Below are 23,258 nucleotides of genomic sequence, written 5' to 3' on the forward strand. Positions count from 1 at the left end.
ACACCGTGAAAAAGCCACGTCCTTCAGGATCCCGTAAGATTTGTGACGAGATGTAAGCCGCCTCATCAAACCGAAGATGATGGCATTTTGAAATAAGTTGGCAGAACTTAAGCGAAACTTAAGCGAACTGACTCATGCGTAGGCTTCCGCCATCGACATCACGCGCGGCGTGATCGTGATGCCATGCTCCTGGAACAGCGCCGTGACGGCGGCCAGGTTATGCGTGCATTCCTCCGTCTTCCAGCCCTTGAAGATATCCGTGCCATCTTTCTGGAAATGCAGGTCCAGCACCTTGCCCTGGTCCTTGTGCAGATAGGCCGAACTGTAGGTATTTTCGAAACCGAGGGCCTTCAGCTGCCCCAGCAGCGCATGCGGCGGATGATCGGGATCGGTGGCGAGAAAAATGCCGAAGGTCTTGCCTGGCGGCTTGGCGGCAATATCGACCTCATAAATGCCGGGGGCCTTGCTCACTGAAGTACTTTTTAGAAATAACATGGAACACTCCCTGTGGGCGACGATACCCCAGATAGTATTTCCTATTTGCATCTTTGTGTTTCTTTTATATCTATGGTGCGCGCTTGCGCCTGGCCAGGTCCTGCGTGGGCGCCACCAGCGCGGCATATAAGTCGCCGGTAGCGCCATCCCATGACTGCACCGCCTGTTGCTGGCGCGCCACCGTGGCCATGTCGCCACGCGCAATCGGGCCGCTCAGGGCAGGCGCCGCACCCAGCCGGAATACATTCGCCACCGCTTCCGTCACCAGCGGCTGCGCCAGTTCGCGCGCCACCGGCTCGGGGATGCCGGCCGCCTGATAGGCGCGCAGGGCCGCGTCCAGCACCGTCACCAGGTAATTGCTGGCAAACACGGCAGCCGCGTGATACAGGGTCTTGGCGGCCGGATCGATGGGCACGGGGCGCGCACCGATGGCCTGCAAGGCGGGGCTCAACACGGCCAGCGCCTGCGCATCGCCCTCGATGCCGCAAAACGTGCCGCCAAAACTGGCCGCCACCTGGGCCGGATCGGCAAAGCTGCGGATCGGATGGACGCTGGCGACCAGGGCGCCCGCCTGCGTGGCGGCCAGCAGCGCGGTCGAGGCCAGCGCACCGCTGCAGTGAAACACGATGCTCCCGGCCAGACGGCCTTCGGCGGCCAGCGCGGTGCAGGCCGGGCCGATCTGGTCATCGCTGACGGCCAGCATGGTCACATCGGCGCGGCGCAAGGCGGCATAGCTGTCGACGGGCGTACCGGCGCCGATAAAGTCCACGGCCGCCTGCGCCGAAGCCATCGACCGCGTCAGCACGTCCTGCACGACGATGCTGTCTGCCGTCGCCAGCAGGCGCCCCAGCACCTTGCCCACATGGCCGGCGCCGATAAGATTGAGAGTGATCTTCATGCGTACGTCATTGTCTTCAGAAGCGGGAACCGGGCTGGCGTAAAAAAACCTCTTCTTCCGGCGTGGATTGCCTGCCCAGGATAGCGTTGCGGTGCGGGAAGCGGCCGAAGCGCCTGATGACTTCCTGGTGCCGCAGGGCGTAATCGAACATGCTGTCGAAACCCGCGTGCTGCTGCGCCAGGCGCTGGAACAGCTGCACCGCCCGTGCCTGCATGGCCAGGTCTTCCGCATGCTCGAACGGCAGGTAGGCAAAAGCGCGCTGCATGGGCAGCAGCGACTGGTCACCACCGGAGTCCGTCAACTGGCGGGCCAGCGCCAAGGCCTGCGCATCGCCGGCAAACGCCTGCGGCATATCGCGGAAGGCATTGCGGGTCAGCTGGTCGAGCACGATGATGCGCGCCAGCGTGCCCTGCGGCGTCGCTTCCCACTCGCGCAAGCCGCCGGCAATGGCGGTGGCTATCAGGTCGCCAAAGCGCTGGACGATGTGCGCGTCAAAGGCGTCATCCTTGCGGAACCACTCCGCCCGCGACTGGCCGTAGCCTGCATCGGTGGGCGGCAAGAACCAGAAATCGAGTACGGCCTGAGCATCCAATGTTTTCTCCTGCGGTCAGTTGCGAGCATGCGACAGCTGGAAGCCGGCGATACCCTCGAAGACGGCCAGCTCGGCCGACATGTTGGACAGGCTGGCGCCCGTGTTCTTGCCATGCGCGATGGCGACGAAACGCCATTCCTGCATGCCGTCCGTGCTGCCGATGGTCAGCGAGCCGCTGGCGATGTCGTAGCCGCGCTTGGCCGCCATGCGCCGCAGCGCATCTTCACGCGGAATAAAATCGCGCTTGAAGCGCATGGTGATGGCAATCGCATGGCGCGACGGCAGCCAGTTTTCCAGTTTGGACAGGAAAATCATGGCCATTGCGCACATGAAGGCCAGGCCCATCGCGGACAGATAAAATCCGATGCCGACCATCACGCCAATCACGGACGAAGCCCAGATCGAGGCAGCCGTCGTCAAGCCGCTGATATTGAAGCCTTCGCGCATGATGACGCCGGCGCCCAGGAAACCCACGCCCGTGACGATGCCCTGGATCACGCGCGTCGGATCGCTGCCCGACACCATGCCATGGCCGCCATACCAGAACTCGGGATAACCGCCCAGCACCGTCAGCGCGGCCGACGCCATGCACACCAGGCCATAGGTGCGCATGCCGGCCGCACGTCCGTGATACGAACGTTCATAGCCGACCAACAGGCCAAGCAACAGCGCGCCCAGCAAATTGAGCAGGATCACCCCGTTCGTCGCCAGTTCGGCCGGCGACCAGTACGCGCGCAGGAAGTCGACGGTCGGCATCTCAGGTTTTCTTGTTCAGCTGCTTTTCAAACGCCACATCGAGCTTGCTGACGCGGCGCGCCTTTTGCGGCCCCAGGCCATTCACAAAGGCGACAAAGGCGTCCAGTTCCAGCGGCGGGCACAAGGGCGGCAAACCCGGCCCTTCCGTCAGGAAGAACAGTTCATCGCCGGTGCGCGCCATCGAATACAGGCGGTTGCCGGTGCGTTCCTTGAGCCGCTCGATAGCAGAGGTGGCGCGGGTCGAGCGCATCAGATGGCTCCCGTGCGCTGTTCCAGCCAGGCCAGGGCGCTGCCCGCCAGATGCGGCGACAGACGCGCGCGCACCGTGGCGTGGTAGTCGTTGAGCCAGGCCGCCTCGTCGTCGCGCAGCAGGCTGCGTTCCACGCAGCGCGTATCGATCGGGCACAGGGTCAGGGTTTCAAAGCGCAGGAAGGGGCCAAATTCGCCCTCGCCCGCTGCTACATTCAGTACCAGGTTTTCGATACGGATGCCCCAGCGTCCGGGACGGTAAATGCCCGGCTCGACGGACGTGATCATCCCCGGCTGCATGGCCGTCTGCGGCTCCGGCATGGCGGATTGCGAAATCGATTGCGGCCCTTCATGCACGTTCAGGAAAAAGCCCACGCCGTGGCCCGTGCCATGGCCGAAATCGATGCCCTCGGCCCACAGCGGCGCGCGCGCGATGGAGTCGAGCATGGGCGACTTCACGCCCAGCGGGAACTGCGCGCGCGACAGCGCGATCATGCTGCGCAAGACCAAGGTGAAATCGCGTTTATGCTCGGCCGTGATGGTCCCCACGGGCACCACCCGCGTGATGTCGGTGGTGCCGCCCAGGTACTGGCCGCCCGAATCGATCAGCAGCAAGCCATCGCCTTCGATGGTTGCTTCCGAACCGGCATGGGCGTGGTAGTGCATGATGGCGCCATGCGCATTGAAGCCGGCGATGGTGCCGAAGCTGGGACTGACAAAGCCGGTCCGGCGCGCACGGGCCGCCGTCAAGTGCTCGTCCACGCCGATTTCCGTCAACGGCGCACGCTGCGGATCGGCCAGGGTGGCGTCGAGCCAGCTGAAAAATTCGCACAGAGCGGCGCCATCCTGCTCCATGGCGGCGCGCACGTGGGCCGCTTCCGTGTCCGTCTTGCGCGACTTGGCAAAGGTGGTCGGGTTGATCGCTTCGACTACGCGCACCGTGCCTGGCACGGCCTGGCGCGTGCCGTAGGTGATGCGGCGCGGGTCCAGCAGCAGCACGGCGGTGGCGGGCAAGGCAGCCAGCGCGGCGCCAGCCTGGTCGTACGGCGCCACGTCCACGCCCTGCTGTTCCAGGGTCGCCCGCAGCGCGGCCGGCAGCTTGCCGTCGGCGACGAACAGGGTCGTGCGTTCCGGGCCGACCAGCGCATGGGCGACAAACACGGGGTTGTAGTGCACGTCGGCGCCGCGCAGGTTGAACAGGTAAGCGATATCGTCGAGCGTGGAAATGAGGTGGTGGCTGGCGCCATGCTGCGCCATGGCGATACGCAGGGTGGCCAGTTTTTCCGTGCGCGGCAGGGCGGGATACGGCGCGCCATGCTCGAACACGGGCGCGGCCGGCATCGCCGGGCGGTCACGCCACACCTGCTGCAACAAGTCGGTATCGGTGCGCAGCGTGACCAGTGCGCCCAGCGCCTGCTGCAGCAAGCGCGCATTGGCCAGGCCCAGCACGGCGCCATCGACACCGACCACCTGCCCCGGCTGCATGGTCTCGCCCAGCCAGTCGATATACAGCACGCTGGCGCCGGACGGGATTTTCTTCAGGACGATGCCGCTGCCGGCCAGTTCCGTCTCCGCCTGCTCCCAGTAGCGGCCATCGGTCCACACGCCGGCAAAGTCCTGCGTGACGACCAGGGTGCCGACGGAGCCCGTAAAGCCCGACAGCCATGCGCGGCCCTGCCAGCGGCCCGGCAGGTATTCGGACAAATGCGGATCGGCCGAGGGCACGATGTAGGCGTCGATCTGCTGCGCGCGCATGGCGGCGCGCAGTTGCGACAAACGAAGGGCGGGGCTGGAGAGGTCTGGAGTCTGCATGGAAGCGGCTGGAACAGTACTGGGAAGCGCCTATGATACCGCGATTGCGAGGCCACGGCAGGGGCGGTTGCGCCACCCGGCTACTCCTCGTAGCGGCGCAAGCCTTCCAGGTCCAGGATGCGGATGCCGCCGTAATCGAGGCGCAGCAGCCCCTGGCGTTCCAGCACCTGCAAGGCCTGGTTGGCGCGCTGGCGCGAGGAGCCGGACAACAGGCCGATTTCTTCCTGCGACAGCTGCACCAGCTTGTCGACACCTGGGTACAGATGCGAATTGAACATCGACGCCAGGCAGCGCGCCACGCGCGTATTCAAGTCGAGCAGGCGCTCGTTTTCCACCATGCCGATGAACTGGCCCAGGCGCTCGTTCAGCTGCATCAGCAAAAAGCGGGTAAACGGCAGGCTGGTCTCCAGCAGCCAGTGAAAGGTGGCCGCAGGCAGGCGCGCCACGCGCGTGTCGCGCAGGGCCATGGTGTCGTACTTGCGCGGCTCGCGTTTCAGCAGCGAACCTTCGCCAAACCAGCTGCCGGGCGGCACGCCGATAAAGGTCATGGCCTTGCCCGAGGCGGAAAAATTATTCATTTTCACCATGCCGCTGATGATGCCGATCCAGTTCTCGACAGGGTCGCCCTTGCGGCAGACAAAACCGCCTTTCGGCACGAAAGTTTCGAACATATCGGCTTCGACACGCGCCAATTGCGCGGCATCGAGCAACTGGGCCCAATGGGCCGCATGCAGTACTTCCTTGAGACTGGGATCTGTTGTCATCATTGTGCGACGCAGCATCGAAAAGTGGGCAAATGTCCCCGAAAAGACAACTCGGTATAGCAACGCAGGCTACTATCATTACACAAACGTAACACATATAAAAACACAGAGCGGCCCACGACGATGGGCAGCCTGAGACTAGCAACCGGAGACACTGGTGCAAACAACGAGAACAGCAGCGATGCCGACGTTTCCGCGACGGCTATTGCAACACGGCTCACTACGAGCCGACCAGCCCGCCTTTCGTGAAAAATACCTGGGCATCTGGCAAACCTGGACCTGGGCCGACGTGAACGATGAAGTGCGTGCCCTGGCTTGCGGGCTGGCCGCCCTCGGTTTCCAGCGCGGCATGAACCTGGCCATCATTGGCGACAACCGCCCGCGCCTGTATTGGGCCATGCTGGCCGCGCAAAGCCTGGGTGGCGTACCCGTGCCCCTGTACCAGGATGCGCCGGCCCTTGATATGGCCTATGTGCTGCAGGATGCGGACATCCGCTACGCCATCGTCGAAGACCAGGAGCAGGTCGACAAGCTGCTGGAACTCACATCCCTGTATCCGCACGTGAGCCGCATCGCCTACGACGACGAACGGGGCATGCGCCATTACCACCAGCCCGAACTGATGTCCTTCGCCGCCCTGCAGGAACTGGGCCGCGCCTACGACCGCGAGCATCCGGGCTTTTTTGAAGCCTCCGTCGATGCGGGACGGGGCAGCGATACCGCCGTGATCCTGTACACCTCGGGCACCACCGGCAAACCGAAAGGCGTGTGCCAGAGCCATAGCGCATTGCTGGCCGCCGGCGAAGGCTGCGTAGCCTTCGACCAGCTCACGGATAGCGAAGATATCCTGTCCTATCTGCCGATGGCGTGGGTGGGCGACTGCCTGTTTTCGCTGGCGCAATCGATGGTGGCCGGCTTCACCGTCAACTGCCCGGAGTCCAGCGACACGGTGATGATCGACATGCGCGAAATCGGCCCCACCTGCTATTTTGCACCGCCGCGCGTGTTTGAAAACATGCTGACCAGCGTGATGATACGGATGGAAGATGCGAGCAGCATCAAGCGCCGCATGTTCAGCCATTTCATGGACGTGGCCAGGCGCTGCGGCGCGCAGATCCTCGATGGCAAAGCCGTGCCGCTGCTTGACACCATCCAGTACAAGCTGGGCGAGATGCTCGTCTACGGCCCCTTGAAAAACGTGCTGGGCCTGTCGCGCGTGCGCGTCGCCTACACGGCCGGCGCCGCCATCGGCCCGGACCTGTTCCGCTTTTACCGCTCGATCGGCGTCAACCTCAAGCAGCTGTACGGCTCCACCGAAACCTGCGCCTATGTATGCCTGCAACCGGATGGCAATATCAAGTTCGACAGCGTGGGCTTGCCCGCGCCAGGCGTGGAAATCAAGCTGGCGGCCAATGGCGAAGTGCTGGTCAAGTCACCCACCACCATGAGCGGCTACTTCAAGCGGCCCGAGGCCACCGCCGAAGTGATCGATGCCGATGGCTACTTTCATACGGGCGACGCGGGCGTATTCGACAGCGAAGGCCACCTGAAAATCATCGACCGCGCGGCCGACGTGGGCAAGATGGCCTGCGGCGCCATGTTCGCGCCCAATTACATCGAAAACAAGCTCAAGTTCTTCCCCTTCATCAAGGAAGTGGTGGCTTTCGGCCACGCGCGCGAACAGGTCTGCGCCTTCATCAATATCGACATCGAAGCGGTCGGCAACTGGTCCGAGCGGCGCGGCATCGCCTATGCGGGCTACACCGACCTGGCTGCGCGCGCCGAAACCTATGGGCTGGTGCGCGACTGCATCGAACAAGTCAACGCGGAACTGGCGGCCGACCCGCTGATGGACCGCACGCAGGTGCACCGCTTCCTGGTGCTGCACAAGGAGCTCGATCCCGATGACGACGAGCTGACGCGCACGCGCAAGGTGCGGCGCAAATTCATCGCCGAAAAATACGCGGTGCTGATCGACGCCCTGTACCAGGGCAAGGCCACGCAGTACATTGAAACCCAGGTGAAGTTCGAGGATGGCCGCACCGGTTCGACCAGCGCCAACCTGCAGATCTGGGACAGCAAAACGTATCGGCCCCAGGGCCTGGCCGCATGAAGGAGCACTGCAGCATGCAAATGAATGAACCCGAAAACCACTTCGGCACGGCGCGCAAGACCGGCCCCGTGATCCTGGACCTGAAAAACATTTCGCTGTCCTTCGGCGGCGTAAAGGCGCTGACCGATATTTCCTTCGACGTGAAGCAGCACGAAATCCGCGCCATCATCGGCCCCAACGGCGCCGGCAAAAGCTCGATGCTGAACGTGATCAACGGCGTGTACCGCCCGCAGCAGGGCGAGATCATTTACCGCGGCGAACACCGGCGCGGCATGGACTGCTACGAAGCGGCCAAGTCCGGCATCGCGCGCACTTTCCAGAACATCGCCCTGTTCAAGGGCATGACGGTGCTGGACAACATCATGACGGGCCGTAACCTGAAGATGAAATCGAATTTTCTCTTGCAGGCGCTGTACTGGGGACCGGCCCGGCGCGAAGAGATCGCACACCGCAGGAAGGCCGAGGAAATCATCGATTTCCTGGAAATCCAGGCCATCCGCAAGACCCCCGTGGGGCGTTTGCCGTACGGCTTGCAAAAGCGCGTGGAGCTGGGCCGCGCACTGGCCGCCGAACCGGAAATTTTGCTGCTGGATGAACCGATGGCTGGCATGAACGTGGAAGAAAAGCAGGACATGTGCCGCTTCATCCTCGACGTCAACGACCAGCTGGGCACCACCATCGTGCTGATCGAGCACGACATGGGCGTGGTGATGGATATCTCGGATCGCGTAGTGGTGCTCGACTATGGCAAGAAGATCGGCGACGGCACGCCCGACGAGGTGCGCAGCAACCAGGATGTGATCAATGCTTATCTAGGCAGTGCAGCCGGGAATTCAGGCAGCACGCTGCCTGCCGTCGAAACGACCTGCCCGTAATCGGGCAGGGCTAAGCACAACCTATCGGAACCTCTATGAATATCAATTTCTTCTTTGAAGTGCTGATCGGCGGCCTGCTGTCGGGTGTGATGTATGCGCTGGTGGCCATCGGTTTTGTGTTGATCTACAAGGCGTCGGGCGTGTTCAATTTTGCGCAGGGAGCGATGGTGTTCTTTGCCGCCCTGACCTGCGTCGGCATCATGGATAAATTCGGCCTGTCGCTATGGCTGGCCATTCCGCTGACGATGGTCACCATGGTGGTGCTGGGCATGGCGATCGAGCGTGTAGTCTTGCGCCCGCTGGTCAACCAGCCCGAGATCACGCTGTTCATGGCCACCATCGGCCTGGCGTTTTTTATCGAGGGCCTGGCGCAGCTGATGTGGGGCTCGCAAGTGCACAAGCTGGACCTGCCCATCGACGACGTGCCCATGCCCTTCCTGATGGACCACTTCAATATCATCGTCTCGCAGTTCGACGTGGTGGCGGCCGGCATCTGCGCGCTGCTGGTGATTTGCCTGGCCCTGCTGTTCTCGAAAACCAGGGTGGGCCGCGCCCTGCGCGCCGTCGCCGACGACCACCAGGCCGCGCTGGCCGTGGGCATCCCGCTGCAGCGCATCTGGGCCGTCGTGTGGGGCGTAGCGGGCCTGGTGGCAATGGTGGCGGGCTTGCTGTGGGGCGCGCGCAATGGCGTGCAGTTCGCCCTCACCTTCATCGCCCTGAAAGCGCTGCCGGTGCTGATACTCGGTGGCTTTACCTCGGTGCCGGGCGCCATCGTCGGCGGCCTGATCATCGGCGCGTCTGAAAAACTGGCCGAAGTCTACCTGGGCCCCATGGTCGGCGGCGGCATCGAAGGCTGGTTCCCTTATGTGCTGGCCCTGCTGTTCTTGCTGGTGCGCCCGGAAGGCCTGTTCGGCGAACGCATCATCCGCCGCATCTAGTGCACACAAGCCACCACGCCACCGTTCCATCGCAAAGGACAGACCATGATTTATCGTGAAGCAGGACAATTCAAGACCAGCTACCAGGCTGACAACCAGATCTTCCCGATCCGCCAGGACAGGCTGGCCTTGACGGCGACCTTGATTGCAGCCGTCTTCCTGCTGCCGTATTTCGCTTCACCCTACATGCTGTCGGCGATCATGATTCCCTTTTTGATCTTCGCGCTGGCCGCGCTGGGCCTGAACATCCTGACGGGATACGCGGGCCAGCTGTCGCTGGGCACGGCCGCCTTCATGGCCGTGGGCGCATTCGCCGCGTATAACTTCATGGCCCGCCTGCCCGGCCTGCCGCTGCTGGTGTCGTTCATCCTGGGCGGGCTGTGCGCCGCGATGGTCGGCATCGCCTTCGGCCTGCCTTCGCTGCGCATCCGCGGCTTTTACCTGGCCGCCTCCACCCTGGCGACGCAGTTTTTCGTGGTCTGGTGCCTGACCAAGATCCCGTACCTGACCAACTACAGTAGCTCGGGCGTGATCACGGTACAAAAGATGACGATATTGGGCTACCAGTTCGACACGCCGCAAAGCAAATACCTGCTGGTGCTGGCCATCGTGGCCGGCATGGCGCTGCTGGCCAAGAACATGATCCGCTCCAACGTGGGCCGCTCGTGGATGGCCGTGCGCGACATGGACATGGCCGCCGAAGTGATCGGTTTCAGATTGATGCGCACCAAGCTGCTGGCGTTTGCCGTCAGCTCCTTCTATTGCGGCGTAGCCGGCGCCCTGTATGCCTATGCCTACCTGGGCACGGTGGAGCCGGAAGCCTACAACCTGGACCTGTCCTTCCGCATCCTGTTCATGATCATCATCGGCGGCGTGGGCTCCATCCTCGGCTCCTTTTTAGGCGCTGCCTTCATCGTGCTGCTGCCGGTGTTCCTGAACACCTTTGCGCACGGCCTGGCGCTACCCACCAACGTGGCCTCGAACCTGGAACTGATGGTGTTCGGCGCGCTGATCATCTTCTTCCTGATCGTCGAACCGCACGGCCTGGCGCGGCTGTGGCAAATCGCCAAAGAGAAGTTGAGGCTGTGGCCCTTCCCGCATTAACCGTTCTTCATTCGCCATCCAATATCACTATAAAAAAGGAGACACAATGAAACACATCAAATCGCTTTTGCTGGCCACCGCCATCGCCACTGCCGCTTTAGGCATCGCCGGCAGCGCACAGGCGCAGGATAAAGACCAATACATCGCCCTGCCATCCTACCGCGTAGGACCGTATGCGGCCGGCGGTTCGGGCTTTTACGGCGGCATCATCGATTACTTCAACCTGGTCAACCAGGCCGGCGGCGTCAATGGCGTCAAGATCAGCTGGGAAGAATGCGAAACCGAATACAACCCTTCGCGCGGCGTGGAATGTTATGAGCGTTTGAAAACCAGGCAGGGTGGCGCCACGCTGGTGGAAACCCTGTCCACGGGCGTCGCCTACGGCATCCTGGACCGGGTCGCGCAAGACAAGATCCCGATGACCATGATCGGCTACGGCCGTTCGGACGCCGCCAACGGCAAGGTTTTCCCCTATGTGTATCCGCTCATTTCCAGCTACTGGAGCCAGGCCGCCGCCATGATCAAATACCTGGGCGACAAGGATGGCGGCATGGACAAATTGAAGGGCAAGAAGATCGTCCATCTGTACCATGATTCCGCCTTCGGCAAGGAGCCGCTGCCCGTGCTGGAAGCGCTGTCGAAGCAGTATGGCTTTGAACTGGTGAAGATTCCCGTCGCCCCGCCAGGCAGCGAACAGCAGTCGCAATGGCTGCAAATCCGCCAGGCCAGGCCGGACCACGTGATCCTGTGGGGCTGGGGCGTGATGAATTCAGTGGCCATCAAGACGGCGCAGCGCAACGGCTTCCCGCGCGACAAAATCCTCGGCGTGTGGTGGGCCGGTTCCGAGGAAGACACGATCCCGTCGGGCGACGCAGCCAAGGGCTACATGGCCATGAGTTTCAACACGCCCGGTAATTACCCGGTGCTGGACGACATCCGCAAAAAACTCTACGCCAATGGCAAGGGCAACCTGGCCGACCAGTCGCGCATCGGTTCCGTGTACCACATGCGCGGCGTGACGGCCGGCATCCTGTGGGTGGAAGCGATCCGTACGGCGCAGGAAAAATTCGGCAAGGGTAAACCCGTCACGGGCGAGCAGCTGCGCTGGGGCCTGGAAAACCTGAACGTGGACGATGGACGTCAAAAAGCCGTCGGCGCGCTGGGCATGTTCCCCAACGTGAAGACCAGCTGCGAAGACCATGAAGGCTCGGGCGCCGTCAAAGTGCAGCAATGGGATGGCAAGAAGTGGACCGCCATCACGCCGCAATGGATCGTCGGCGACAAGGCGCTGGTGCGCAAACTGGTCGAGGAATCGTCGAACAAATACGCGGCCGAGAAAAAAATCACGCCAGCGTGCCTGAAGTAGGCCAGCCATGACCCACACTACTGCCACCAAAGTAGAGACTCCGCCGCCCTACCTGTCGGTCAACAATATCGAAGTCATTTACGACCATGTGATCCTGGTCTTGAAAGGCGTGTCGCTGCAAGTCCCGCAGGGCAAGATCGTCGCCCTGCTGGGCGCGAACGGCGCAGGTAAATCGACCACCCTGAAAACCATCTCGACCCTGCTGCGCGGCGAGCGGGGCGATGTCACCAAGGGAGAGGTCCAGTTCAAGGGCGAACGCGTGGACCAGCTGACGCCAAATGAACTGGTCAAGCGCGGCCTGTCGCAAGTGATGGAAGGTCGCCATTGCTTCGGCCATCTGACGATAGAGGAAAACCTGCTGACGGGCGCCTACACGCGCAGCCTGTCGCGCGGCGAGCTGAAAGAGGCGCTGGACAAGGTGTATCACTATTTTCCGCGCCTGAAGACGCGGCGCAGCAGCCAGGCCGGCTACACCTCGGGCGGCGAACAGCAGATGTGCGCCATCGGCCGCGCACTGATGGCCAGGCCGTCGATGATCTTACTGGATGAACCCTCGATGGGCATCGCGCCGCAGATCGTCGAAGAGATATTCGGCATCGTCAAGGACTTGAACCACAAGGAAAACGTCTCGTTTTTACTGGCCGAACAGAACACCAACGTGGCATTGCGCTATGCGGACTTCGGCTACATCCTGGAAAACGGCCGGGTCGTGATGGAAGGCCAGGCGCAGGAACTGGCCAGCAATGAAGACGTCAAGGAGTTTTATCTGGGCGTGTCTGGCGCCGGACGCAAGAGCTTTCGCGACATGAAGTTTTACCGGCGCCGCAAGCGCTGGCTGGCCTGATTTCTAAACACTGACAAATGACTGTGATCACATTGGAGAAGCTGTAATGCATGACACGCTCGATAGTCTGGAAGCGCGCGCACCCGAAGCGCGCGAACGCGAATTGATGGCCGGCTTGCCGCAGCTGATCGCGCGTGCTCAGGCGGCACCGGGCTGGGCCCGCATCCTCGCTGGCGTCAATCCAAGCGAGGTCACCAGCCGCGCGGCGCTGGCGCAATTGCCCGTCACGCGCAAGGCCGACCTGAAGCAGCTGCAACAAGCCATACGGCCCTTCGGCGGCTTGAACAGCACGCCCCCAAATAGCCTGTCGCGCGTGTTCGTCTCACCCGGCCCCATCTTCGACCCGGAAGGAAGGGGACCAGACTGGTGGCGTTTCGCGCGGCCCATGTATGCGGCTGGCGTACGCGCCGGCGGCTTGCTGCAAAACTGTTTTTCCTATCACTTTACGCCAGCCGCCTTCATGGTCGAAGGGGGCGCCGCGCGCATCGGCTGCACGGTAATCCCGGCCGGCATCGGCCAGACGGAAATGCAGGTGCAGGCGATGGCCGACCTGAAGCCGGACACCTATATCGGCACGCCGTCATTCTTAAAACTGATCATCGAAAAGGCACGCGAGATGGGCGCCGACATCAGCAGCGTGACGAAAGCCGTGATGGGCGCGGAAGCGCTGCCCGAGTCGCTGCGCAGCTGGTTTGCGGCGAATGGGGTGCCGCACGTGTTCCAGACTTACGCCTCGGCCGATATCGGCAGCATCGCCTACGAAACGGCCAGCGATGGCAAGCTCAATCCCGGCATGGTGATCGATGAAAACGTGCTGCTGGAAATCGTCCATCCCGGCAGCGGCATACCTGTCGCGCCTGGCGAAGTAGGCGAAGTCGTCGTCACCGTCTTCAATGCCGACTACCCATTGATCCGCTTCGCCACCGGCGACCTGTCGGCCGTGCTGCCCGATGCACCGGCCTCGTCGTGCGGACGCACGAATACGCGCATCAGGGGCTGGATGGGGCGTGCCGACCAGACTACCAAGGTGCGCGCCATGTTCGTGCATCCGTCGCAAATCCACGAAATCGCGCGCCGCCATCCGCAGATCAAAAAGGCGCGGCTGGTGGTATCGGGACGCATGGCCAACGATGAAATGACTTTGCATTGCGAAGTCGATGATCCGCTCGATAACAGCGGGGTTGACGCCATGATCGCTACCATCCGCGAGCTGACGAAACTGCGCGGCCAGGTACGGCTGGTCGCGGTGGGCAGCCTGGCGCAGGATGGCAAGGTGATCGATGATATCCGCGACTACAGTTGAGCGGCTAGCGTTGAGCCAGGGCGCAGTGTCTGGGCGCCGCTAGCACGCATGGGCCGATTTGCAGGATAATATCGGCATTAATCATCAGCCTTACTCATCGCCATGCAAGAGTCCATGCAAGAATTTCACCACAACCGTGCCCGTGACCTGATCAAGAACGCGGAACTGCTGTTCGACCAGGACGCCGTGCAAGCGTCCATCACGCGCATGGCCGACGTGCTCAATACGCGCTTCAACGCCGAAGACTCGAAAGAGTTCCCGCTGGTGCTGGGCGTGATGGGCGGCGCCGTCGTATTTACGGGCAATCTGCTGCCGCAGCTGAGCTTTCCGCTCGAATTCGACTACATTCACGTGAGCCGCTACGGCGACGACGACAAGGGGGGCGAAGTGGTGTGGAAAGTCATCCCCCGCTCGAACGTGGCGGGCCGCACCGTGATCGTGCTCGACGATATTCTCGACGAAGGCGAAACCCTGGCGCACGTCAAGCAGCGCCTGCTCGACATGGGCGCCGCCGAAGTGATCCTGGCAGTGTTTGCCGACAAGGCCATCGGCAAGAAGAAACCCGTGCAAGCCGATATCGTCGGCCTGGTGATCCCGAACCGTTTCGTGGTCGGCTTCGGCATGGACGCTTACGGCTACTGGCGCAACCTGCCAGGCCTGTGGGCGATCAAGCCCGAGGATTTGAAGCAGGAGTGATCGTATTTACAGGATGACGCGGTATGCCGCGTCATCCTGCACTACCCTTACAGTTTCAGCCGCGCGCGCGCCGCATCGTATTCCGCCTTCAGGCGCGCCACCATCTCGGCCACCGTCGGCACGTCATCCATCAAGCCCACGCCCTGGCCGGCGCCCCAGATATCGCGCCAGGCCTTGGCGCTGCCCGAACCAAAGTTCATCGAGCTCTTGTCTGCCTCAGGCAGCGCGTCCGGATCGAGTCCGGCCGCGACGATGGATTTTTTCAGGTAGTTACCGTGTACGCCGGTGAACAGATTCGTGTAGACGATATCTGCCGCTGCGGATTCGACAATCGCATCGCGGTAGCTGTCGCTGACGTTCGATTCCTTCGTCGCCAGCCAGCGCGAGCCGATGTAGGCAAAGTCGGCGCCCATCGCCTGCGCGGCCAGCACGGCGTCGCCGGTGGCAATCGAGCCTGACAGCGCCAGCGGACCGTCAAAGAATTTGCGCACTTCACCGACCAGCGCGAACGGCGACAGGGTGCCCGCATGCCCGCCGGCGCCGCTGGCCACCAGGATCAAGCCATCGACGCCCGCTTCCAGCGCCTTTTGCGCGTGGCGGATCGAGACCACGTCATGCAGCACGATGCCGCCGTAGCTGTGGATGGCGTCCAGCATCTCTTTTGGCGGCGCGCGCAGGGACGAAATGATGATGGGCACCTGGTGCTTGACGCAGATTTCCACGTCATGCGCCAGGCGGTCGTTCGACTGGTGCACGATCTGGTTGACGGCGATCGGCCCGACTTTTTTATCGGGGTTGGCAGCCTGGAAAGCGGCCAGTTCTGCTTGCAGTTCCGTCAGCCAGGTGTCGAGCAATTCGGCAGGACGCGCGTTCAGGGCCGGGAAGGAACCGACGATGCCGGCCTTGCACTGGGCCGCGACGAGGGCAGGTCCGCTGGCGATGAAGAGCGGCGAACCGATAACGGGAAGAGACAGGTTTTGCAACGCTACAGGCAGTGCCATAACAGACTCGCTTAAAAGTTAATCGGATGAAAGCATTAAACACCAGAGCAACGATTATAGATTAAAAAAAGTACGATCGTGCTGAATTTAACTGCCATCCGATTCAAATTTCATTAAGCAAGTACTCACTCTCAATACGTGCCGCCTTGGCTTTGACCAATTGCGATACGGCCCAGTCAGCCAAGGCGATGGTTTCCTGGTGCAGGAAGCGCCTGTTCGCCTCCCCGAACAGGGGCATGCCGCGCAGCAGGGCCGGCACGTCGGCGACCAGAATGCGCTGGCGTTCCAGCAGCAGGAATTTCAGCAGCACCTTGATGGCGTTCTGCGCATTGCGCACCGGGTCCGACGACAGGTAGTCCAGCCGTGAATAGGCGCGCTCCAGGGCGCCGCCTACATCGTTAAAAACGCGTCCATGACCGGGGATCACCACCGACACATCCAGGCTGTCGATCAGGTCCAGCGTGGCGCGCGCCTCGGCAAAACCGGAGCCGCCATCGAGCTCGGGAAAGATCACGCCAAAGCCGTTTTCCCACAAGGCGTCGGCGGAAACGAGCACGCCTTCCTGGGCACAGTAAAAAATCAGGGAATGCGGGTCGTGGCCGGGAGCGCCCAGCGCCTGCCATTCCATATCGGCCAACATCAATCTGTCGCCGGGCGAGACGGTAGCCTCAAAGCCAAAGCGTGCGCACTGCTGGCCCGTGGCCTTGAAACTGAGCGCGTCCACGTCCCAGTGACGCACCTTGTCCGCTTCCGACGCGGGAATGGCGGTATGGCAGCCGTAATGGGCTTGCAGCAGCGCGTTGCCGCCGCAATGGTCGGAATGCAGGTGGGTGTTGAACAGGCGGTCGAGCGGACGCCCGCCCAGGCTGTGGCGCAGCAGGGCCAGGGTCTGCGGTGCATGCGTCACGTAGCCGCTGTCGATCAGGGCGGCGTCGTCGCGCCCGTGCAGCAGGATGTTATTCGACGATAGCCAGCCTCGCTCGAATACCTGTATGGAGTCCGGTAACAGCGCGGGCGGCATCGTGTCCTCAGTCGAAATCAAGCATGGCGTCGCGCTGGGGCAGCTGGGCCCAGACGGCGCGCTTGAAATCATCGTCGGCCTTGCCCCAGGCGATGATTTCATCGAGCGTGCGCAGGCAGCCTTCGCACAGGCCGCTGTCGCGGTTCATCTTGCACAGGCTGACGCACGGCGATGGCACCGGGGAAGACAAAGCGGAAGGAAGTACGGATGCGGTATCGGCCATCATCAAAATTGCTAAAGATAAGTATCCATTATGCCGCGAAATGGTTTTCCAAGGCGCTGTAGGAGCAAACGCCATGTCATCAAAAGCCTGGGTCCGACTTGACTTGATTTATTTCACTACTATAATACCATCCATACAGATGGCGATTGGATGCCACGTGGAGTATATGGAGCGCTATGAGCAAGCCAGAACCTAAGCAGGACAGCAAACCCAAAATTGCGGAATCGGAAAAAATCACCATCAATCTGGGTATGATCGACCTGGGCCAGATTGATTTGCTGGTGCAGGAAGGGTTTTATTCCAACCGCACGGACTTGATACGCACGGCGATCCGCAACCAGCTGGGCACGCACGCGGAGGTGGTCAAGCAGACCGTGGCCCGCCGCAGCCTGGTGCTGGGCATGCAGCACTATTCACGCGCGGACCTGGAAGCGATCCAGGCGGCAGGCCAGCGTTTGCAGATCCAGGTGCTGGGCATGGCCAGCATCGCCAGCGACGTCTCGGTGGAACTGGCACTGGCCACGATTGAATCGATTTTCGTATTAGGCGCGCTGCAGGCCAGCGCCGTCGTCAAAGCCGCCCTTGCAGGGCGAATTCACTAGCGTAGCGGTGGTGGCGGATAGTCCAGCTTCTACGCGGTCACGATAAAGGATGGACATGAAACTAGCTCAAGACATGCTGGCGCAAATGCGCGCGGCAACCCGTAATCTGATGGGTGGCACTACTGGCAGCGGTATGGCCAACAACGCCGCCATCGCCACTGAAACAATCCAGCGCGCACTGGCTGCGGCCGGCCTGGCGCCAGGCGCCGCCGCACCGCAGGCGGCCGATGCGCCGCAGGCGCGCACCATGCACGATATCAATCCGCCACCGGCAGGCGCAGCGTCACAGGAGGCTGCATCATCAACACAGGAAGCGGTGCAAACGCCCCAATCGGCGGCGCATACCATGGCCCAGGATTTCATGGCGCGCATGGGCCAGCACGGCTTCGACATGCCCAGTTTCGAGATGCCGAACTTCCAGCCGCCCGGCTTTGGCGCGCCCGCCGCGACACCGGCGCCACTGCCGCCCGGTGCGCAATTCATCGATGGCAGCTACCGCAACCATGCCGGGTCGCGCAACTACAAGCTGTACATCCCCAGCAGCTACCATGGCCAGGCGATGCCGCTGGTCGTGATGCTGCACGGCTGCACGCAAAACCCCGACGATTTCGCGGCCGGCACGCAAATGAATGCGCTGGCCGAGGAAAAGCAGTGTTTCGTGGTCTACCCGGCGCAGGCGCAGGGCGCCAACAGTTCGCGCTGCTGGAACTGGTTCAATGCGATCGACCAGCAGCGCGGCCAGGGCGAACCGTCGATCATCGCCGGCATCGCGCAGCAGATCATCGACGAGTATCCGGTCAATGAACGCGAAGTGTTCGTCGCCGGCCTGTCGGCGGGTGGCGCCATGGCCGTCATCGTCGGCACCCTGTATCCGGAAGTGTTTGCCGCCGTGGGTGTGCATTCAGGCTTGCCCTTCGCCTCGGCGCAAGACTTGCCGTCGGCGCTGGCGGCGATGAAGGGCGGCGCCATGCCGGACCCGAAACGCAAGGCGCCGGCCGGCGGCGTACCCATCATCGTCTTCCACGGCGACCGCGACACCACCGTCCACCTGCGCAACGGCGATGAACTGATCGCCCAGGGCGTGCGCAGCCAGGAAGGCGGCAAGGCGGCCAGGGCCGCATCCACCGATGGCAGCGTACCGAATGGCCACCGCTACACGCGCACCACGCACAGCCAGGCCGACGGCTCGCCGCTGGGCGAATACTGGGTCATCCACGGCGCAGGCCACGCCTGGTCGGGCGGCGATGCCAGCGGCACTTACACGGACGCCAGGGGCCCCGACGCCAGCCGCGAGATGATGCGCTTCTTTAAAACCGTCAGCTGATTGTTTCTGCCATCGGCGCCAGCTGCTTCTGCTTGGCGGCGATCTCGGATACGCCGTCCGCATAGCGGTTTGAAATCGCGATGAACTGGTCCTGGATCTGCAAGAAGGCGTCGACGATCTCGGCATCGAAATGCGTGCCGCGTCCCTCGACGATGATCTGCACGGCGTGCGCGTGGTCCATGCCCGTCTTGTAGACGCGCCGGCTGATCAGGGCGTCGTACACGTCGGCCAGCGCCATCAGGCGCGCCGCGATGGGGATGTCTTCGCCGGCCAGCCCTTGCGGATAACCGCTGCCATCCCATTTTTCATGGTGGCTGTAGGCGATTTCCTTGGCCAGCCTGAGGAAATCGACTTCGATGCCCAGTTCCCGTTCCGCCGACAGGATGGCGTTGTAGCCCAGGGTGGTATGGGTCTTCATGATGGCCATTTCGTGCGGCTCGAAGCGGCCCGGCTTGAGCAGGATATGATCAGGAATGCCCACCTTGCCGATGTCGTGCAGCGGCGCCGTCTTGAACAGCATCTCGATCGTCTTGTCGGTCAAAAAATCGCGGAAACGGGGCAGCTCGCGCACTTTTTCCGCCAGCGCCTTCAGGTAGTGCGAGGTGCGGCGGATATGGTTGCCCGTCTCGCTGTCGCGCGTCTCGGCCAGCGAGGCCATCGCATGGATGGTCACGTCCTGCAGCGCCTTGATCTCCTGCACGCGGCGCTCCACTTCAGTTTCCAGGTAGTGATTCTGGTCGCGCAAGAAATCCTGCATGCGCTTCATGGCCAGCTGCGTCTTGATACGCGCCAGCACGATGGGCGCCGAAATCGGCTTGGTGATGTAATCGACGGCGCCCAGCGACAGGCCCAGCTGCTCGTCGGCCACTTCGCTCATGGCCGTGACAAACATCACGGGGATGTCAACGGTGGCAGGATCGGCCTTCAGCGCGCGGCACACGTCGTAGCCGCTCATGCCCGGCATCATGATATCGAGCAGGATCAGGTCCGGCTGGTCCGCGCCTGCGGCGATCTTCAGGGCGCGTTCGCCATTCACGGCGATCTTGGTGCGGTAATCGTTTTCCAGCACGGCGCGCAGCAAATCAATATTGTCGGGCGTGTCATCGACCACCAGGATGGTCGGCTTGCCATGCTTGCTGTTCAAGGCTTTCATGCCCGTCCTTCATTCTTCATGTTTGTCCTTGTCACAGTGTCAGTTCCAGTTCCGCGGCCACTTCGTTCAGCTGCACCAGCGCGCCCTCAAAATCGTATTGCCCCAGCATCCGCCTCAGGCGGCGCGCATGTTCGGCCTGGCCGGCCGCCACCAGCACCGGCGCGATGCCCTCAAGGTGCTTGACGGCTTGCGCATCGTCCTGCTGCAGCAGTTGCGACAACTCGCGCAAGTCCGCTTCCAGGCTGGCCAGGTCGACCGGCATTACCGTCCCGCCGGCCTGCTCTGCCGGTGTAGCCCGCAGCTGCGTGGCCTGGGCGATCCGCGGAACCAGCTCATCCAGGGCCTGGGAGCAGGCGGCCAGCGCCTGCGGCAAGCCGTCGTGCGAGTCCAGGCTCAGCAAATGTTCGACACGCGCCGCGCTGTCGGCCAGGCTGGCGGCGCCGATATTGCCGGCCAGGCCCTTGAGCGTGTGCGCCTCGCGGATGGCCGTCTCGCGCTGGCCATGTTCGATGGCCGCAGCGATGCGTTGCATCGCGTCGAACTGGGTTTCGACAAAGCGGTCCAGCAATTTTCGCATCAATCCCGCATTGCCGCCCATGCGGCGCAAGGCGTCTTCCAGCTTCAGGCCGACGATCGCCGGCATAGCCGCTTCCGGCGCCGCTACGGCCATGGCCACGTCCCGCGGCCTGGCCGGCGCGATCCAGCGCGCCAGGGTGCCGAACAGCTGCGTCACGTCGATGGGCTTGGCGATGAAATCATTCATGCCGGCGTCCAGGCATTTCTCCTTGTCGCCGACCATGGCGTTGGCCGTCATGGCGATCACGGGCAGGCTGGCGTAACGCGCATCCTGGCGCAGCTTGCGCGTGGCCTGGTAGCCGTCCATCACCGGCATCTGGCAATCCATCAGCACGCCGTCATAGGCGTTTTCGCCGATCTTCGCCAGCGCGATGGCGCCATTGCCGGCGATATCGACACGGATGCCGGCGTCGCTGAGGATTTGCTGCGCCACTTCCTGGTTCACCTCATTGTCTTCCACCAGCAGCAGCCAGGCGCCGCGCAAGGCCAGCGCGTCATGCTTGTAGCTGCTCTGGCGCTGCGTCTTGCGGCTTTGCCCCGCGCCGCCGCCAAACACTTGCACCATCTGGTCGAGCAAGGTCGATGGACTGACCGGCTTGTTCAAGACGCCATCGAGCGGCAAGCCGCGCTGGTGTGCCGCCTCCAGCAGCGCTTCACGGTGATAGGCAGTGACCATGATGCAGGCCGGCGGCGCATCGCCACCGGCCGCGTCGGCGCGGATACCGGCCAGCGCGTCGAGGCCATTCATGCCCGGCATTTTCCAGTCCATCAGCACCAGGCCATACGGCCGTCCCTCGGCGCGCGCCTGCGCCACGGCGCCGATCGCCAGCACACCGCCCAAGACAGCCTGCGCCTCGAAACCGAGCGCCGCCAGCATGCCGGTAAAGATGGCGCGCGCGCTCGGGTTGTCATCGACCACCAGCACGCGCAAGCCCTTGAACGACGGCGGCACAGGCACGCTGTCGCGCCGCACGGCGGCCAGGCCGAAGCGGGCCGTGAAATAAAAAGTGCTGCCGACGCCTGCTTCGCTTTCCAGGTTGATCTCGCCTTCCATCATCTCCACCAGGCGCTTGCTGATGGTCAGTCCCAGGCCGGTGCCGCCATGGTGGCGCGTGGTGGAGGTGTCGGCCTGCGTAAAGGCCTGGAACAGCTTGCTGCGCTGCGCAGGCGTCAAGCCGATGCCCGTATCGCGCACATCGACGCGCAGCACGGCCGCATGGTCATCGCGCTGCTGCAGGCGGATGCTGACGACGATCTCGCCCTTTTCCGTAAATTTGATGGCGTTGTTGGTGAGATTGATCAGCACCTGGCCCAGGCGCAGCGGGTCGCCCTGCAGCGCATTGGGCACGTCGGCGGCGATATCGAACAGCAGTTCCAGGCCCTTGTCCTGGGCCCGCATCACGGACAGGTCGGCAATCTGCGCCAGCACGTCTTCCAGGTAAAAATCGACTTTTTCAAAACTCATCTTGCCAGCCTCGATCTTGGAAAAATCGAGGATGTCGTCAATGATGGCCAGCAGGTTCTTCGACGCCGATTCAACCTTTTCCAGGTAATTGCGCTGGGTCGGCGTCAGTTCCGTCTGCAGCGCCAGATGCGTCATGCCGATGATGCCGTTCATCGGCGTGCGGATTTCATGCGACATATTGGCCAGGAAATCGGACTTCATCTTGGTGGCGTCTTCTGCCACCTCCACCGCGTGGCGCAAGTCCTGTTCCACCGCCAGGCTGGTGCTCATGTTTTTCAATGCCTGCATCAGTTCGCCCGTTTCGTCGCGCGAGGTCACTTCGATATGGGTGCTGAAGTCGCCATTGGCCACGCGCGTGGCAATCGCCACCGCCTGCCCCAGCGGGCGCGTGATCGAGCGGGCCGACCAGGCGAACACCAGGCCGACCAATAACGCCGCCAGGCCGATACCGCCCATCAGGAACAAGGACGTGTCGATATCGCCGCGTATCCTGGCCGCGCTGTCGCGGATCTGCTGCTGCAGCAAGAGATCGAGCTGGCCCACGTACAGCAGCACCTGCTCCAGCACGGGCAGGGTCACTGTCTTCATGGCCTGCTCGGCCGCCGCGCGCCGGCCCTGGCCGAGCAGCGCGAACACCTGCTGCAAGGAAGCGTAATACTCGGCGCGCGCGCCATGCACCTGCTCCAGCAAACGCTGCTCTTCCGGCAGCGTATCGAGACCTTCGAGTATGCCTACCTGGCGGTCGATATTGCGCTTGATCGTTTCCAGCCGCGCCTGGTTTTCAAGGCGCAGCTCCTCGCTGGGCTGGATGGGCAGGCTGACGATGCGCGTGGCCGCCTCGCGCGCCAGCGCATGGATCTTGCTGGTAGCCTTGGCAGCAACCCAGTCGCGCTGCAGGATGGCGTCGCTCTCGGCCCGTATCGCATAGATGCGGCTGCCAGCGAGCACGATCACCACCAGCATCAGCACGATCAGGATGGCGTAGCCCGCATTGATGCGCACGCCGATGCGGATATCCCTGAAACGCATGATTATTTCCTATCAGAAACGCTTAAAAACGAAGTCTGACCGGACTCTGCTACGCTTTG

Annotated in this window: 22 protein-coding genes; 10 read left to right on the forward strand and 12 right to left on the reverse strand. The window is 62.6% G+C overall.

The genetic code is table 11. The features are described from left to right. Positions 1-132: 132 nt before the first annotated feature. The 7 genes from ACL9RI_RS18640 to ACL9RI_RS18670 form a co-directional block, all read right to left on the reverse strand. Positions 133-495 (reverse strand): hypothetical protein, encoded by a 363-nt coding sequence (locus ACL9RI_RS18640; RefSeq protein ID WP_422727997.1) that lies wholly within the window; start codon positions 493-495, stop codon positions 133-135. 70 nt (positions 496-565) lie between these two features. Then, the gene (locus ACL9RI_RS18645) at positions 566-1,393 is read right to left on the reverse strand and encodes a Rossmann-like and DUF2520 domain-containing protein (protein ID WP_422727998.1); all 828 of its coding nucleotides are present in this window, start codon (positions 1,391-1,393) and stop codon (positions 566-568) included. Positions 1,394-1,409: 16 nt separating this feature from the next. Continuing rightward, entirely contained in the window at positions 1,410-1,985 is a 576-nt protein-coding gene (locus ACL9RI_RS18650) for a DUF924 family protein (RefSeq protein ID WP_422727999.1), read from the reverse strand. Positions 1,986-2,000: 15 nt separating this feature from the next. Further along, the gene (locus ACL9RI_RS18655; protein WP_183679549.1) at positions 2,001-2,741 is read right to left on the reverse strand and encodes an MgtC/SapB family protein; all 741 of its coding nucleotides are present in this window, start codon (positions 2,739-2,741) and stop codon (positions 2,001-2,003) included. A gap of 1 nt (position 2,742) precedes the next feature. After that, complete coding sequence (locus ACL9RI_RS18660; protein WP_422728000.1) at positions 2,743-2,991, reverse strand: hypothetical protein; 249 nt, start codon at positions 2,989-2,991, stop codon at positions 2,743-2,745. Further along, complete coding sequence (locus ACL9RI_RS18665; RefSeq protein WP_422728001.1) at positions 2,991-4,802, reverse strand: aminopeptidase P family protein; 1,812 nt, start codon at positions 4,800-4,802, stop codon at positions 2,991-2,993. Before ACL9RI_RS18665 ends, ACL9RI_RS18660 begins: the two co-directional genes overlap by 1 nt. 80 nt (positions 4,803-4,882) lie before the next feature. Further along, the gene (locus ACL9RI_RS18670; RefSeq protein ID WP_422728002.1) at positions 4,883-5,569 is read right to left on the reverse strand and encodes a Crp/Fnr family transcriptional regulator; all 687 of its coding nucleotides are present in this window, start codon (positions 5,567-5,569) and stop codon (positions 4,883-4,885) included. Between the two features lie 178 nt (positions 5,570-5,747). On the opposite strand from ACL9RI_RS18670, the gene ACL9RI_RS18675 reads away from it, so the two are divergent. From ACL9RI_RS18675 to ACL9RI_RS18710, 8 genes are all read left to right on the forward strand, one after another. Further along, entirely contained in the window at positions 5,748-7,679 is a 1,932-nt protein-coding gene (locus tag ACL9RI_RS18675; protein ID WP_422728003.1) for an AMP-dependent synthetase/ligase, read from the forward strand. 14 nt (positions 7,680-7,693) lie between these two features. Then, positions 7,694-8,554 carry an ABC transporter ATP-binding protein gene (locus tag ACL9RI_RS18680; RefSeq protein WP_422728004.1) on the forward strand — a complete coding sequence of 287 codons (861 nt, stop codon included), beginning with the start codon at positions 7,694-7,696 and terminating at the stop codon, positions 8,552-8,554. A 41-nt stretch (positions 8,555-8,595) separates the two neighbouring features. Further along, positions 8,596-9,492 (forward strand): branched-chain amino acid ABC transporter permease, encoded by an 897-nt coding sequence (locus ACL9RI_RS18685; RefSeq protein ID WP_300750586.1) that lies wholly within the window; start codon positions 8,596-8,598, stop codon positions 9,490-9,492. Positions 9,493-9,537: 45 nt separating this feature from the next. After that, positions 9,538-10,596 (forward strand): branched-chain amino acid ABC transporter permease, encoded by a 1,059-nt coding sequence (locus ACL9RI_RS18690; RefSeq protein ID WP_422728005.1) that lies wholly within the window; start codon positions 9,538-9,540, stop codon positions 10,594-10,596. A gap of 46 nt (positions 10,597-10,642) precedes the next feature. Then, positions 10,643-11,962: an ABC transporter substrate-binding protein gene (locus ACL9RI_RS18695; RefSeq protein WP_422728006.1), complete on the forward strand. Its 1,320-nt coding sequence runs from the start codon at positions 10,643-10,645 to the stop codon at positions 11,960-11,962. A 7-nt stretch (positions 11,963-11,969) separates the two neighbouring features. Continuing rightward, entirely contained in the window at positions 11,970-12,806 is an 837-nt protein-coding gene (locus ACL9RI_RS18700; protein ID WP_422728007.1) for an ABC transporter ATP-binding protein, read from the forward strand. A 46-nt stretch (positions 12,807-12,852) separates the two neighbouring features. Then, on the forward strand, positions 12,853-14,109 hold the full coding sequence (locus ACL9RI_RS18705) for a phenylacetate--CoA ligase family protein (protein ID WP_422728008.1): 1,257 nt from the start codon (positions 12,853-12,855) through the stop codon (positions 14,107-14,109). Positions 14,110-14,223: 114 nt separating this feature from the next. Continuing rightward, complete coding sequence (locus ACL9RI_RS18710; protein WP_422728009.1) at positions 14,224-14,805, forward strand: hypoxanthine-guanine phosphoribosyltransferase; 582 nt, start codon at positions 14,224-14,226, stop codon at positions 14,803-14,805. Positions 14,806-14,852: 47 nt separating this feature from the next. Here the strand turns inward: ACL9RI_RS18710 and ACL9RI_RS18715 are convergent, their stop codons facing one another. From ACL9RI_RS18715 to ACL9RI_RS18725, 3 genes are all read right to left on the reverse strand, one after another. Beyond that, positions 14,853-15,806: an NAD(P)H-dependent flavin oxidoreductase gene (locus ACL9RI_RS18715; protein WP_422728010.1), complete on the reverse strand. Its 954-nt coding sequence runs from the start codon at positions 15,804-15,806 to the stop codon at positions 14,853-14,855. 103 nt (positions 15,807-15,909) lie between these two features. Further along, positions 15,910-16,827 (reverse strand): MBL fold metallo-hydrolase, encoded by a 918-nt coding sequence (locus tag ACL9RI_RS18720; RefSeq protein WP_422728011.1) that lies wholly within the window; start codon positions 16,825-16,827, stop codon positions 15,910-15,912. A gap of 7 nt (positions 16,828-16,834) precedes the next feature. Beyond that, positions 16,835-17,053 carry a DUF1289 domain-containing protein gene (locus ACL9RI_RS18725; protein WP_422728012.1) on the reverse strand — a complete coding sequence of 73 codons (219 nt, stop codon included), beginning with the start codon at positions 17,051-17,053 and terminating at the stop codon, positions 16,835-16,837. A gap of 173 nt (positions 17,054-17,226) precedes the next feature. Between ACL9RI_RS18725 and ACL9RI_RS18730 the strand changes: the two genes are divergently transcribed. Both ACL9RI_RS18730 and ACL9RI_RS18735 read left to right on the forward strand, forming a co-directional pair. Then, positions 17,227-17,652 (forward strand): CopG family transcriptional regulator, encoded by a 426-nt coding sequence (locus ACL9RI_RS18730; RefSeq protein WP_422728013.1) that lies wholly within the window; start codon positions 17,227-17,229, stop codon positions 17,650-17,652. A gap of 55 nt (positions 17,653-17,707) precedes the next feature. Next, positions 17,708-18,976, forward strand: a complete 1,269-nt coding sequence (locus ACL9RI_RS18735) for an alpha/beta hydrolase family esterase (protein ID WP_422728014.1) — start codon at positions 17,708-17,710, stop codon at positions 18,974-18,976. Here the strand turns inward: ACL9RI_RS18735 and ACL9RI_RS18740 are convergent. Both ACL9RI_RS18740 and ACL9RI_RS18745 read right to left on the reverse strand, forming a co-directional pair. Further along, a complete protein-coding gene (locus ACL9RI_RS18740; RefSeq protein ID WP_422728015.1) occupies positions 18,969-20,129 on the reverse strand; it encodes an HD-GYP domain-containing protein in 1,161 nt (386 codons plus the stop codon). The two genes, ACL9RI_RS18735 and ACL9RI_RS18740, sit on opposite strands and share 8 nt — an antisense overlap. A gap of 31 nt (positions 20,130-20,160) precedes the next feature. Further along, positions 20,161-23,199 carry a response regulator gene (locus tag ACL9RI_RS18745; protein ID WP_422728016.1) on the reverse strand — a complete coding sequence of 1,013 codons (3,039 nt, stop codon included), beginning with the start codon at positions 23,197-23,199 and terminating at the stop codon, positions 20,161-20,163. Between the last annotated feature and the right edge of the window lie 59 nt (positions 23,200-23,258).

Origin of the sequence: Janthinobacterium sp. Mn2066 (genome assembly GCF_049319705.1) — a bacterium.
In the GTDB taxonomy this organism is placed as follows: Bacteria; Pseudomonadota; Gammaproteobacteria; order Burkholderiales; family Burkholderiaceae_D; genus Janthinobacterium.

Coding starts and splice junctions, on each gene's coding strand:
- ACL9RI_RS18680 (WP_422728004.1), top strand. CDS start 7,694: ATGCAAATGAATGAACCCGAAAACCACTTCGGCACGGCGCGCAAGACC.
- ACL9RI_RS18695 (WP_422728006.1), top strand. CDS start 10,643: ATGAAACACATCAAATCGCTTTTGCTGGCCACCGCCATCGCCACTGCC.
- ACL9RI_RS18690 (WP_422728005.1), top strand. CDS start 9,538: ATGATTTATCGTGAAGCAGGACAATTCAAGACCAGCTACCAGGCTGAC.
- ACL9RI_RS18740 (WP_422728015.1), bottom strand. CDS start 20,129: ATGAAAGCCTTGAACAGCAAGCATGGCAAGCCGACCATCCTGGTGGTC.
- ACL9RI_RS18700 (WP_422728007.1), top strand. CDS start 11,970: ATGACCCACACTACTGCCACCAAAGTAGAGACTCCGCCGCCCTACCTG.
- ACL9RI_RS18665 (WP_422728001.1), bottom strand. CDS start 4,802: ATGCAGACTCCAGACCTCTCCAGCCCCGCCCTTCGTTTGTCGCAACTG.
- ACL9RI_RS18655 (WP_183679549.1), bottom strand. CDS start 2,741: ATGCCGACCGTCGACTTCCTGCGCGCGTACTGGTCGCCGGCCGAACTG.
- ACL9RI_RS18640 (WP_422727997.1), bottom strand. CDS start 495: ATGTTATTTCTAAAAAGTACTTCAGTGAGCAAGGCCCCCGGCATTTAT.
- ACL9RI_RS18745 (WP_422728016.1), bottom strand. CDS start 23,199: ATGCGTTTCAGGGATATCCGCATCGGCGTGCGCATCAATGCGGGCTAC.
- ACL9RI_RS18675 (WP_422728003.1), top strand. CDS start 5,748: ATGCCGACGTTTCCGCGACGGCTATTGCAACACGGCTCACTACGAGCC.
- ACL9RI_RS18705 (WP_422728008.1), top strand. CDS start 12,853: ATGCATGACACGCTCGATAGTCTGGAAGCGCGCGCACCCGAAGCGCGC.
- ACL9RI_RS18730 (WP_422728013.1), top strand. CDS start 17,227: ATGAGCAAGCCAGAACCTAAGCAGGACAGCAAACCCAAAATTGCGGAA.
- ACL9RI_RS18720 (WP_422728011.1), bottom strand. CDS start 16,827: ATGCCGCCCGCGCTGTTACCGGACTCCATACAGGTATTCGAGCGAGGC.
- ACL9RI_RS18725 (WP_422728012.1), bottom strand. CDS start 17,053: ATGATGGCCGATACCGCATCCGTACTTCCTTCCGCTTTGTCTTCCCCG.
- ACL9RI_RS18735 (WP_422728014.1), top strand. CDS start 17,708: ATGAAACTAGCTCAAGACATGCTGGCGCAAATGCGCGCGGCAACCCGT.
- ACL9RI_RS18715 (WP_422728010.1), bottom strand. CDS start 15,806: ATGGCACTGCCTGTAGCGTTGCAAAACCTGTCTCTTCCCGTTATCGGT.
- ACL9RI_RS18710 (WP_422728009.1), top strand. CDS start 14,224: ATGCAAGAATTTCACCACAACCGTGCCCGTGACCTGATCAAGAACGCG.
- ACL9RI_RS18645 (WP_422727998.1), bottom strand. CDS start 1,393: ATGAAGATCACTCTCAATCTTATCGGCGCCGGCCATGTGGGCAAGGTG.
- ACL9RI_RS18660 (WP_422728000.1), bottom strand. CDS start 2,991: ATGCGCTCGACCCGCGCCACCTCTGCTATCGAGCGGCTCAAGGAACGC.
- ACL9RI_RS18670 (WP_422728002.1), bottom strand. CDS start 5,569: ATGATGACAACAGATCCCAGTCTCAAGGAAGTACTGCATGCGGCCCAT.